Genomic DNA, 12970 nt, shown 5'->3' with positions numbered 1-12970 from the left:
AAGCAAAAGGCACGTTATTGAAAAATAAAGTGCCTTTTTTTAAATATCCACTTCGATATCGCCGTTCGCCTTACAGCAGCACGGCAGGATCTCTCCCGGCTGAATAAAGGCCAGCGGCTTCTCCGCGTAGCTGACTTCACCTTTCACCAGGCGTATGCGGCAGGAGCCGCAATAGCCTTCACGACACTGAAACTCAATTTGATATTGATGCGCTTCCAGCGTGGTGAGCAAATTGGGATGATCCTCAGCGCACTCCAGCCGGGTGCCGCAGGCGCTGAGAGTAACAAACTGGCGCATTGTTACAGCTGGAAGTCGTCGAAGTCGTTTTCACCCACTTCTGAGTCAATCTGACCCACCAGGTAAGAGCTGACCTCGACTTCCTGCGGCGCAACCTGCACGTTGTCAGACACCAGCCAGGAATTGATCCATGGGATGGGGTTTGAACGCGTTTTAAACGGCAGATCGAGGCCGACAGCCTGCATACGGATATTGGTAATGTACTCAATATACTGGCAGAGGATGTCTTTGTTCAGGCCGATCATCGAGCCGTCACGGAACAGATATTCTGCCCACTCTTTCTCCTGCTGTGCGGCGAGCACGAACAGATCGTAGCACTCCTGACGGCACTCTTTAGCAATCTCCGCCATCTCCGGATCGTCTTCGCCGCTGCGCAGCAGGTTCAGCATATGCTGAGTGCCGGTCAGGTGCAGCGCTTCGTCGCGTGCAATCAGCTTGATGATTTTCGCATTGCCTTCCATCAGTTCGCGCTCGGCGAAGGCGAAGGAACAGGCAAAGCTGACGTAGAAGCGGATCGCTTCCAGCGCGTTAACGCTCATCAGGCAGATATAGAGCTGTTTTTTCAGGGCGCGGAGATTAATCGTAACGCTTTTACCGTTAACCTGATGCGTGCCTTCACCCAGCAGATGCCAGTAGTTGGTCATCTCGATCAGATCGTCGTAGTAGCCCGAAATATCTTTCGCACGGGAAAGGATCTGTTCGTTGGTCACGATATCGTCAAATACGATCGCCGGATCGTTAACGATGTTACGAATAATATGGGTATAGGAACGTGAGTGGATCGTCTCGGAGAACGCCCAGGTTTCAATCCAGGTTTCCAGCTCGGGAATCGAAATCAGCGGCAGCAGCGCCACGTTCGGGCTACGTCCCTGGATAGAATCCAGCAGCGTCTGGTATTTCAGGTTGCTGATAAAGATGTGTTTCTCATGATCCGGCAGACCCTGATAGTCGATACGGTCACGGGAGACGTCCACTTCTTCCGGGCGCCAGAAGAAAGAGAGCTGCTTTTCAATCAGCTTTTCGAAAATGCCGTATTTTTGCTGATCGTAGCGCGCGACGTTAACCGGCTGACCGAAGAACATTGGTTCGTCCAGCTGGTTGTTTTTATTCTGCGAGAACGTTGTGTAAGCCATGAATTCTAATCCAGTGAGGGTGGGCCGGGTAAACCCGGCCCGACACATTGGCTGGGGCGAATCGCTTCGCCCCGCTAATTGTTAAATCTTGCAGGCGCCGCTTTCGCAGCCATCATCCTGAATGGAAGGTGCCAGGTCATCCTGCGCATCTTCCGCGCCGTCACGGGTGTTCTGGTAATAAAGCGTTTTCACCCCGAACTTATAGGCGGTCAGCAGATCTTTCAGCAGCTGTTTCATCGGCACGCGACCGTTAGCAAAACGCGTTGGATCGTAGTTGGTGTTGGATGAAATTGCCTGGTCGATGAACTTCTGCATCAACCCGACCAGTTGCAGGTAGCCGTCGTTGTTCGGCATATCCCACAGCAGCTCATAGCTCTCTTTCAGGCGCTCGTATTCTGGCACTACCTGGCGCAGGATACCGTCTTTCGACGCTTTGATGCTGATATGACCGCGCGGCGGTTCAATCCCATTGGTGGCGTTAGAAATCTGCGAAGAGGTTTCAGACGGCATCAGGGCAGAAAGCGTGGAGTTACGCAGGCCGTGCGTTTTGATCTCTTCACGCAGCGCTTCCCAGTCCAGGTGCAGCGGCTCGTTGCTGATCGCGTCCAGATCTTTCTTATAGGTGTCGATCGGCAGAATGCCCTGTGCATAGGTGGTTTCATTAAACCACGCACAGGCGCCTTGCTCTTTTGCCAGCTCGTTTGAGGCTTTCAGCAGATAGAACTGAATGGCTTCAAAGGTCCTGTGCGTCAGGTTGTTCGCGCTGCCGTCGGAGTAGCGTACGCCGTGCTTCGCCAGGTAGTAGGCGTAGTTGATCACGCCTATACCCAGGGTACGACGGCCCATCGCGCCGCGTTTTGCCGCAGGGATTGGGTAATCCTGGTAATCCAGCAGCGCATCCAGCGCGCGAACGGCGAGGGTCGCCAGCTCTTCCAGATCGTCCAGGCTTTCAATCGCGCCAAGGTTAAACGCAGAGAGCGTACAAAGCGCAATCTCACCGTTTTCGTCGTTAACATCAGTCAGCGGCTTGGTCGGCAGCGCGATTTCCAGGCACAGGTTAGACTGGCGCACAGGCGCGATAGCCGGATCGAACGGGCTGTGGGTGTTGCAGTGGTCAACGTTCTGGATGTAGATACGACCGGTAGAAGCACGTTCCTGCATCATCAGAGAGAACAGATCTACCGCTTTTACGCGCTGCTTACGAATGCTGTCGTCTTTTTCGTATTTAGTATACAGACGCTCAAACTCAGCCTGATCGGCGAAGAACGCATCATACAGGCCAGGCACGTCAGACGGGCTGAACAGCGTGATATCTTCACCTTTTAACAGGCGGGTATACATCAGTTTGTTGAGCTGTACGCCGTAGTCCATATGGCGAACGCGGTTGCCTTCAACGCCACGGTTGTTTTTCAGCACCAGCAGGCTTTCGACTTCCAGATGCCACATCGGGTAGAACAGCGTCGCCGCACCGCCACGCACGCCACCCTGCGAACAGGATTTTACGGCGGTCTGGAAATGTTTGTAGAACGGGATACAACCAGTGTGGAAAGCTTCGCCGCCCCGGATCGGGCTGCCCAGCGCACGAATACGACCCGCATTGATGCCGATACCGGCACGCTGGGAAACGTATTTCACAATGGCGCTGGAAGTCGCATTGATGGAATCCAGGCTGTCACCGCATTCAATCAAAACGCATGAGCTGAACTGGCGGGTAGGGGTACGCACGCCGGACATGATTGGCGTCGGCAGTGAGATTTTAAAGGTGGATACTGCGTCATAGAAACGCTTCACGTAATCCAGACGCGTTTCACGCGGATAGCCGGAGAACAGGCAGGCAGCAACCAGAATGTACAGGAACTGCGCGCTTTCGTAGATCTCACCGCTCACGCGGTTTTGTACCAGATATTTCCCTTCCAGCTGCTTCACGGCGGCATAAGAGAAGTTCATGTCGCGCCAGTGGTCGATAAAGCCGTCCATCTGCTCGAACTCTTCTGCGCTGTAATCTTCCAGCAAATGACGGTCGTACTTACCCAGGTCGACCATCTGCTTAACCTGATCGTAAAGCTTAGGCGGCTCAAACTGGCCGTAGGCTTTTTTACGCAGGTGGAAGATGGCCAGACGTGCGGCCATGTACTGATAATCCGGCGCGTCGCGGGAGATCAGGTCGGCGGCAGATTTGATGATCGTTTCGTGGATATCAGAGGTTCTGATGCCTTCGTAGAACTGGATATGTGAACGTAGTTCAACCTGCGAGACGGAGACGTTTTGCAGTCCTTCTGCAGCCCAGTCAAGCACGCGGTGGATTTTATCCAGATTGATGCGTTCGGTGCGGCCATCGCGTTTAGTGACCAGTAGGCTCTGATTCATGTGGCGGTTAATCCTGTCCGTGAAGTCAAAAATATCCCCCGTTTATGCACAGCATACTCAAGTGTGAGTAACTCTGTGGATAAACACTATATATAGGGGGTAAGGGAAGTGTGGGTAACTATATGGTGAGTATTCTAGTAATTTATCAGCGCTTAACAAGGCTTGACGGCGACCCACTTTTACTGATCTGACGCCAGGCTTTTTCCTAAGTCCGCGTTTCTCAAGGCTCTGAAGCCATGTCAACAGCTTAAGATTTTTTTTAAGTTTTTTATTGAGCGCGGGATTCTTGTTCAGTACAAATAAATCAGGATTTTTTTTGCCTGAATTCTGTGCGCCAGGTAGCTAAAAAAGCAACGTCGGACAAGTACAAAAAAGCGTGATGAAAGAATTAAAATTTATATTGCCGGAAAGAGTAGCGGTCTGATGCGCAGGTTCGGCAGCGTAGCGAGAAAAAATTTCCCTTAGGTAACAACAAGGCAGGCGAAGGGCCTGCCTGATACGTTACTTAAGCCGTGGATTTACCCGGCAACAGAATGCGTATGCACCATGTAGTTAACATCCACGCCGGGGGCCAGCTTAAACTTGTTGGTCAGCGGATTATAATGCAGACCGATCATATGGCGTTCACGCAGCGGCGTCTCATCAACCCAGTTGAGCAACTCGGCCGGGCGAATAAACTTCTTAATATCATGCGTACCGCGCGGCACCATACGTAAAACATACTCAGCGCCGATAACGGCCATCAGCCAGGATTTGCTGTTGCGGTTCAGAGTAGAAAAGAATACCTCACCGCCAGGTTTGACCAGGCGCGCGCATGCGTGAACCACTGAACGCGGATCCGGCACGTGCTCCAGCATCTCCATACAGGTCACGACATCGTATTGACCCGCAAACTGTTCGGCATGCTCTTCTACCGTCTGCTGGACATAATCCACTTTTACGCCGCTTTCCAGCGCGTGCAGGCGAGCGATCTGCAAGGGTTCAGCGCCCATATCCAGGCCGGTGACGTTAGCGCCTTCACGCGCCATGCTTTCTGCCAAAATGCCACCGCCGCAGCCAACGTCCAGCACCTTTTTGCCAAACAGGCCGTCACTGTGTTGAGCAATATAACCGAGGCGCAGGGGATTGATCCGATGCAGCGGCTTGAACTCGCCTTCCAGATCCCACCAGCGGGACGCGACCGCTTCAAATTTAGCAATTTCATTATGATCCACGTTCGCGGTGGTGCCGTTTTGCTCTGACTTCATGATTAATAACTCCCATACCCGTTTGCCGTCAGTATACATCTTTCCGCATAAGTAAGGGCAGTGCTGACCTGGCGGTGGCATTCTGCCCTGATTTAAGCAGCCTGAACGACGCTTTCCATTCACCACCAGGGCGAAAGGTGATATACTTTCGCACCTTTGAATCCGGGTATAATTAGAAGGAAAGTGCCTCAATGAGTGACCTGGCCAGAGAAATCACACCGGTCAATATCGAAGAAGAGTTAAAGAACTCTTACCTCGATTATGCCATGTCGGTCATCGTTGGCCGCGCATTGCCAGATGTTCGCGATGGCCTGAAGCCAGTACACCGTCGTGTACTCTTTGCCATGAACGTGCTGGGCAATGACTGGAACAAACCTTATAAAAAGTCTGCCCGTGTCGTCGGCGACGTAATTGGTAAATATCACCCTCACGGCGACACCGCCGTGTATGACACCATTGTGCGTATGGCGCAGCCTTTCTCGCTGCGCTACATGCTGGTAGACGGGCAGGGTAACTTTGGTTCCGTTGACGGCGACTCTGCTGCCGCAATGCGTTACACCGAAGTTCGCATGTCCAAAATCGCCCACGAACTGCTCTCCGATCTGGAAAAAGAGACCGTAGACTTTGTGCCGAACTATGACGGCACCGAGCAGATCCCGGAAGTCATGCCGACCAAAATCCCCAACCTGCTGGTGAACGGTGCGTCAGGGATTGCAGTAGGTATGGCGACCAACATTCCGCCACACAACCTGACGGAAGTGATCAACGGCTGCCTGGCCTACATCGAAGATGAAAACATCAGCATTGAAGGGCTGATGGAGCACATCCCAGGGCCGGATTTCCCAACTGCCGCCATCATCAATGGCCGTCGTGGGATTGAAGAAGCTTACCGTACCGGGCGCGGAAAAATTTATATCCGTGCGCGTGGCGAAGTGGAAACCGACGCCAAAACCGGCCGCGAAACAATCATCATTCATGAAATTCCTTATCAGGTGAACAAAGCTCGCCTGATTGAGAAAATGGCTGAACTGGTGAAAGAGAAGCGTCTGGAAGGCATCAGCGCACTGCGCGATGAGTCTGATAAAGACGGCATGCGTATTGTGGTTGAAGTGAAGCGCGATGCGGTTGGCGAAGTGGTGTTGAACAACCTCTACTCGCTCACCCAGCTGCAAACTTCCTTCGGCATCAACATGGTTGCGCTGCATCAGGGCCAGCCGAAGATTATGCCGCTGAAGGATATTCTGGAAGCCTTCGTGCGTCACCGCCGTGAAGTGGTAACGCGCCGCACTATCTTTGAACTGCGCAAGGCGCGCGATCGTGCTCACATCCTTGAAGCGCTGGCCATTGCGCTGGCAAACATCGATCCGATTATCGAGCTGATCCGTCGTGCGGCCACGCCATCGGAAGCCAAAGCGGGTCTGGTTGCCAGCCCGTGGGAGCTGGGTAACGTTTCTGCCATGCTGGAGCGTGCCGGTGATAACGCTGCGCGTCCTGAATGGCTGGAAGAAGAGTTCGGCATCCGTGATGGCAAGTACTATCTGACCGAGCAGCAGGCTCAGGCGATTCTGGATCTGCGCTTGCAGAAACTGACCGGCCTTGAGCATGAAAAACTGCTGGACGAGTACAAAGAGCTGCTGGAGCAGATTGCTGAACTGATCCACATTCTGGAAAGCGCTGAGCGCCTGATGGAAGTGATTCGTGAAGAGCTGGAGCTGATCCGCGATCAGTTCGGCGACAAGCGTCGCACCGAAATCACGGCCAACAGCGCCGATATCAATATCGAAGACCTGATTAATCAGGAAGATGTTGTCGTTACGCTTTCTCATCAGGGCTACGTGAAGTATCAGCCGCTGACGGATTACGAAGCGCAGCGTCGCGGTGGTAAAGGCAAATCGGCCGCGCGTATCAAAGAAGAAGACTTTATCGATCGCCTGCTGGTGGCCAACACCCACGATACGATCCTCTGCTTCTCAAGCCGTGGTCGCCTGTACTGGATGAAGGTTTATCAGCTGCCGGAAGCGAGCCGTGGCGCGCGTGGACGTCCTATCGTCAACCTGCTGCCGCTGGAAGCCAACGAGCGCATTACCGCAATCCTGCCGGTACGTGAGTACGCGGAAGGCTGGAACATCTTTATGGCCACCGCCAGCGGTACCGTGAAGAAGACCGCCCTGACCGAGTTTAGCCGTCCGCGCAGTGCCGGTATTATCGCCGTCAACCTGCGTGAAGATGACGAGCTGATCGGCGTCTCACTGACCAACGGCAGCGACGAAGCAATGCTGTTCTCAGCCGCCGGTAAAGTGGTGCGCTTTGCAGAAAGCGCTGTGCGCGCGATGGGTCGTACCGCATCGGGCGTACGCGGCATCAAGCTGGCTGAGGGCGATCGCGTGGTATCACTGATTGTGCCACGTGATGACGGCGCTATTCTGACGGTCACGCAGAACGGCTACGGCAAGCGTACTGCTAACAGCGAATACCCAACCAAATCGCGTGCAACGCAGGGCGTTATCTCGATCAAAGTGACCGAGCGTAACGGACCGGTGATTGGTGCGGTGCAGGTTGTCGACAGCGATCAGATCATGATGATCACCGATGCCGGTACGCTGGTGCGTACCCGTGTATCTGAAGTGAGCGTGGTTGGTCGTAACACTCAGGGCGTTATTCTGATCCGTACTGCGGAAGATGAGAACGTCGTGGGTCTGCAACGTGTTGCGGAGCCGGTTGCTGAAGAAGAGCTGGATGCTATTGACGGTAGCGTTGCGGAAGGGGATGAAGATATCTCTCCAGAAGTGGAAAATGAAGATGATGCACCTGAAGGCGATGAAGACGAATAAACGTCATCGTTAAAAAGTGCCAGAGGCCGGTTCAGTGAACCGGCCTTTTTTTATGCCGAAACGAGCGGAGAAAATATTTTGGAAGCCGTTACGCATTTTAAAATGCGATAGCTGACGTCGGGCAGGAGGCTTGCTATACAGGCAGGGCACACAAAGGAGGTGGCCATGCAAATCAAGGTTGGACGTTATCCTTCCCCGTGGTCAGGGAGCCGGGAAAATTATCTTATTGGGGTAGTGAAAGCCGACGGCAGGAAGCGTGAATATCTGGTTGAAATCAATCGACTCCATTCGGCAATGCATTTTTTATTTAATAATGACTGGCCGCAATTTTATGTGGAAAATTTCATCTGGATGATTAGTTTTTATCCACATGATGCGTTATTCTCCCTCAATCAGTCCGGGCGTTTCGGATCTGACAGCAGGATGGCGTTTACTCGCCGGGAACTGGAAAGCCTGATGATCGAGGGTATTGGCGGTGCGATAGACGATTTTATGCAACGTCATCAGCCCGCGCTGTTGGTTGCCGTCGCCATACGCGAGAATCTGGGCAGGCTGTACCATCGTCTTTTAGTCCGACACGCGGCTGGTGCCGGATATATTTACCATCAAACATATGTGCAGGAGGCTTTATATGTACTCGAAATCAAAAGGAAAAGCGCCCATCCCCAGGGGCTCATCAATAAAATCATCCCGCGAAGAGGTTATCGCACTGTCGCTGGCTTGCCTGCATGAAAGAGCGGAGCAGCTTGCCGCACTGGCGCAGTCGCAGGACGGATTAGGCAAATATGTTTTGCTGCATCCGGCAATAAAACCCTGAACGCTTCGACAGCAAGCTGACTCAGCCGGATAACACCGCTAAGGTTGTTGTTTTGCAGGCTGATAATTAATCGCAATTGTATCAATCAGCAGGGAATCGCTTTATCTGCGCAAAGTAAGCGAGGAAACGAAGGGGTAACTGGCTTTTTTACCGTTCTGGCGGTACTGTAGCGGGATCAAAATGAGTTACCCCATACCCGCTGCCACTGTAGGTTTCGCTTGAAATATTTAGTCTCGTTCAGAACCACGTTAAGGATTTCCCGCTATCTGTTCCGGGCGCTGGCGCTAATGCTCTGGACGCTGGGCGCATTGCTGACGACGTTCTATATCATTAATGTCCTGCACGAGAAAGAAGCCCAGGTTCGCCAGGAGTTCAACGCCAACTTTGAACAGGCGCAGTGGTATGTACGTCACTCTGCTGATATTACCCGCGAGCTGAAATATATCGCTGAAAACCGGCTAAATGCTTCAGCTAACGGTCTGGACGTACTGAACGGTGTTTTTCCCGGGAAAACCTCGCTGCCTCAGTTTTATCCGCTGTATTCCGATTCTGACTGTAGCGCGATGAGTGATACCTGGCGTAATTCTCTGGAATCGCTGAGCTATTTCCTGCGCTACTGGAAAGAGAACTTTGCCACGGCTTATGAATTAAACCGGGTCTTCTTTATCGGTGGCGAAAGCCTGTGCCTGGCAGACTTTGGCGTTGGTCACGCCTCCGCCGATCGTGAGCGCACGATGAAGTCGCTGCACGAGCGCATTCTTAAATACCGTAATGGCAATGATGAAGAGCGTAAAAGCAGCTTCTTCTGGATTGCACCGACTAACCAGCCGGGCGTGAGTTATTACTATATGGTCACGCCGGTTTATATCGCCAACAAAATGGCGGCGCTGCTGGGCATTGAGCAGACTATCCGTCTGGAAGACTTTGTGCTTCCGGGCAGCTTCCCGGTTAACGCAACCATTCTGGATTCGAACAACCAGCGCGTCATGTCTTCCTCACGAATGGCGGCCAGAATCTCACTGGACGATCTGCCTGATGACAATGCCTGGTTCGGCTACATCAATGGCTATAAGCAGCTGGTGCTGAAGAAAACGCTGACGCCTTCTTCACTGACCGTGGTCTACTCAGTCCAGACCAACGAGATGGTTGAAAAGCTGAAAATGCTGATCATCAATGCCATCCTGTTAAATGTGATCAGCGCATTAATTCTGTTTACCCTGGCGTGGCTGTTTGAACGACGTATGTTCCTGCCCGCAGAAGATAATGCGCACCGTCTGGAAGAGCACGAGCAGTTTAACCGTAAAATTGTCGCCTCTGCGCCGGTAGGCATCTGCATTCTGCGAACCAGCGACGGGACTAACATTCTCAGTAACGAGCTGGCGCATAACTACCTGAGCATGCTGACGCAGGAAGACCGCCAGCGGCTTACGGAAATCATCTGCGGCCAGCAGGTGAATTTTGTTGATGTCCTGACCGGCAGCAATACTAATCTTCAGATCAGCTTCGTTCACTCGCGCTATCGTAACGAGAACGTGGCGATCTGCGTACTGGTCGATGTTAGCGCCCGCGTGAAGATGGAAGAGTCATTGCAGGAAATGGCTCAGGCGGCAGAGCAGGCCAGCCAGTCGAAATCGATGTTCCTTGCCACGGTTAGCCATGAACTGCGCACGCCGCTGTATGGCATTATCGGAAACCTCGATCTGCTCCAGACCCGCTCACTGCCGAAAGGCGTGGAATCGCTGGTAACGGCAATGAATAACTCCTCCAGCCTGCTGCTAAAAATCATCAGCGATATTCTCGACTTCTCGAAGATTGAATCCGAGCAGCTGCGCATTGAACCGCGCCAGTTCTCGCCGCGCGAAGTCATCACCCACATCGCTTCCAACTATCTGGCGATGGTGGTGAAAAAGCGGCTGACGCTGTGGTGCTTTATCGACAGCGACGTGCCGGTCACGCTGGATGGCGATCCGCTGCGTTTGCAGCAGGTGATTTCCAACCTGCTCAATAACGCCATTAAATTTACCCATACCGGCGGCATTGTCCTGCAGGCTTTTGTGAAAGACGGTTATCTCGCTTTCCGCGTCCGCGATACCGGCGTAGGCATACCGGCGAAAGAAATCACCCGACTGTTCGATCCTTTCTTCCAGGTAGGGACGGGCGTGCAGCGCAATTTCCAGGGTACCGGGCTGGGGCTGGCAATCTGTGAAAAACTGATCAATATGATGGATGGCGATATCGAGGTCGATTCTGAACCGGGTATGGGCAGCCAGTTTGTGGTGCGAATTCCGCTGTACAACAGCCAGGTGATGATCCCGGTTATGCAAGATGGTCTGCAAGGAAAGCAATGCTGGCTTGAGCTGCGCAACGATGCACTGGCTACTTTCCTCATCACGCTGTTGAGCGAACATGGCATTACCGTACAGCGTTTCCAGGAAGGCATCAGCCTGGAACCGGATGATGTTATCGTCACCGATTACGATTACCAAAATCCGCAGGCGCATCGGGCGACTATTCGCTTTGACGGCAGTCATAATGACGGGCCGCAGGAGCTGTCGCCTGGGCGCTGGGTTTACGGCACCACAACGCCTCACGAACTGCCTGCGCTGCTGGGCCGTATCTATCGCGTGGAAGTGGATATGCCGAATGCCACGCCAGCCATGCCGGAAGCCGAGGAGAAAGGGGTCAGTAATGAAGATATCCTGATCCTGGTGGTCGACGATCATCCAATTAACCGGATGTTGCTCTCCGACCAGCTCGGTTCGTTAGGCTATCGGGTGAAAACGGCACAGGATGGCGTAGACGCGCTAAATGTGCTCAGCCGCAGCGAGATCGATATTGTGCTGACCGATGTGAATATGCCTAATATGGATGGATATCGTCTGACGCAGCGCCTGCGTCAATTGGGGCTAACCTTCCCGGTGGTAGGCGTCACGGCAAACGCGCTGGCAGAAGAGAAACAGCGCTGTATGGAAGCGGGAATGGACAACTGTTTGTCGAAGCCGGTTACGTTGAATACGCTGCAACAGACGCTGGCGTTTTATGCCGAGCGGGTCAGAAAAGGCCGGGAAGTATAAAACAGAGTGAAATTCGGGTATTAATCAGCAACCCGCTTGCGCAGAGGGAAGGTAGAATGCTTAAAAAAATGATCGGTGCAATGCTGCTGTCGCTGGTGCTAACGGGAACCGCCCTGGGCGGATCGGATACGGCAACCGATGCAAGAATCGACAGCCTGATGGGGCAGGGAACGCATCAACAATATCATCAGTTCCTGACTGATTTGCAGCAGGCCGTGGCGAAGGGCGATAAGCATGCTGTTGCCGGGATGGTTAGCTATCCGATAACCGTCACGGTCAACCAGAAAAAGCGGAAGATCAACACCCCCAGGGCCTTTATCCAGATCTACGATCGGGTGTTCACGCCCTCTTATCGTAAAAGTATTGTGGATCAGCAATACGCGGATGTGTTTGCCAGAGATATGGGCATCATGGTGGGTGAACACGGCGAGCTTTGGTACAGCGGTATTTGTCACTCGCAGGATTGCAGCAAGTTTACGATCAAAGTCATTGCGATTAATAATTAAAAAAAAAAGGGTGAATATCTATTCACCCTTTTTATCAGAATGGAAGCTTAGTCCTTATCTACCGGCATCGTGCTGACGGAAGAAAGGTAATTCAGCAGCGCAATATCGTTATCCACGCCCAGTTTCATCATTGCTGATTTTTTCTGACTGCTGATAGTTTTAATGCTGCGGTTCAGTTTCTTGGCAATTTCAGTCACCAGGAAGCCTTCCGCAAACAGCCGCAGAACTTCACTCTCTTTCGGTGACAGACGCTTATCGCCGTAGCCACCTGCGCTGATTTTCTCCAGCAGTTTCGCCACGCTGTCAGGCGTATACTTTTTGCCTTTCTGCAAAGCAGCCAGTGCTTTTGGTAAATCAGTAGGCGCGCCCTGTTTCAGCACAATCCCTTCAATATCCAGATCCAGAACGGCGCTGAGGATTGCCGGGTTATTGTTCATCGTCAGAACAATAATAGAAAGGTCCGGATAGTGACGCTTGATATATTTGATCAGCGTAATACCGTCGCCATATTTTTCGCCAGGCATGGAAAGATCGGTGATCAGGACATTCGCGTCCAGCTTGGACAAACTGTTGATGAGTGCTGTGGAATCTTCGAACTCACCGACAACGTTGACCCATTCAATTTGTTCGAGTGATTTACGAATGCCGAACAGAACAATGGGATGATCATCGGCAATAATTACATTCAGGTTGTTCAT

At 52.6% G+C, this 12970-nt stretch carries 9 protein-coding genes; 4 read left to right on the top strand and 5 right to left on the bottom strand.

Translation table 11 applies throughout. The features are described 5' to 3' along the window. Positions 1-39 precede the first annotated feature (39 nt). The 4 genes from yfaE to ubiG all read right to left on the bottom strand — a co-directional run bounded on the left by yfaE (position 40) and on the right by ubiG (position 5044). On the bottom strand, positions 40-297 hold the full coding sequence (gene yfaE / locus AAGQ96_RS14595; RefSeq protein WP_147198938.1) for a class I ribonucleotide reductase maintenance protein YfaE: 258 nt from the start codon (positions 295-297) through the stop codon (positions 40-42). A 2-nt stretch (positions 298-299) separates the two neighbouring features. Beyond that, complete coding sequence (gene nrdB, locus AAGQ96_RS14590; protein ID WP_147198937.1) at positions 300-1430, bottom strand: class Ia ribonucleoside-diphosphate reductase subunit beta; 1131 nt, start codon at positions 1428-1430, stop codon at positions 300-302. A gap of 81 nt (positions 1431-1511) precedes the next feature. Beyond that, the gene (gene nrdA / locus AAGQ96_RS14585) at positions 1512-3797 is read right to left on the bottom strand and encodes a class 1a ribonucleoside-diphosphate reductase subunit alpha (RefSeq protein ID WP_342753904.1); all 2286 of its coding nucleotides are present in this window, start codon (positions 3795-3797) and stop codon (positions 1512-1514) included. Positions 3798-4315: 518 nt separating this feature from the next. Continuing rightward, positions 4316-5044, bottom strand: a complete 729-nt coding sequence (gene ubiG, locus AAGQ96_RS14580) for a bifunctional 2-polyprenyl-6-hydroxyphenol methylase/3-demethylubiquinol 3-O-methyltransferase UbiG (protein ID WP_147198935.1) — start codon at positions 5042-5044, stop codon at positions 4316-4318. A 191-nt stretch (positions 5045-5235) separates the two neighbouring features. Here ubiG and gyrA point away from each other — a divergent pair, with 191 nt between their 5' ends. The 4 genes from gyrA (at position 5236) to AAGQ96_RS14560 (ending at position 12272) form a co-directional block, all read left to right on the top strand. Beyond that, on the top strand, positions 5236-7875 hold the full coding sequence (gene gyrA / locus AAGQ96_RS14575; protein ID WP_147198934.1) for a DNA topoisomerase (ATP-hydrolyzing) subunit A: 2640 nt from the start codon (positions 5236-5238) through the stop codon (positions 7873-7875). Positions 7876-8040: 165 nt separating this feature from the next. Beyond that, positions 8041-8607 (top strand): hypothetical protein, encoded by a 567-nt coding sequence (locus AAGQ96_RS14570; RefSeq protein WP_342753903.1) that lies wholly within the window; start codon positions 8041-8043, stop codon positions 8605-8607. A 303-nt stretch (positions 8608-8910) separates the two neighbouring features. Next, positions 8911-11766, top strand: a complete 2856-nt coding sequence (gene rcsC, locus AAGQ96_RS14565) for a two-component system sensor histidine kinase RcsC (protein ID WP_147198932.1) — start codon at positions 8911-8913, stop codon at positions 11764-11766. 56 nt (positions 11767-11822) lie between these two features. After that, entirely contained in the window at positions 11823-12272 is a 450-nt protein-coding gene (locus AAGQ96_RS14560) for a hypothetical protein (RefSeq protein WP_342753902.1), read from the top strand. Positions 12273-12319: 47 nt separating this feature from the next. On the opposite strand, the gene rcsB is transcribed toward AAGQ96_RS14560, so the two are convergent. After that, entirely contained in the window at positions 12320-12970 is a 651-nt protein-coding gene (rcsB, locus tag AAGQ96_RS14555; protein ID WP_124231344.1) for a response regulator transcription factor RcsB, read from the bottom strand.

The sequence above is a fragment of the Pantoea sp. MBD-2R genome (genome assembly GCF_039134845.1).
Taxonomy (GTDB): Bacteria; Pseudomonadota; Gammaproteobacteria; order Enterobacterales; family Enterobacteriaceae; genus Erwinia.
This window is presented reverse-complemented; position numbering and strand designations above follow the sequence as displayed.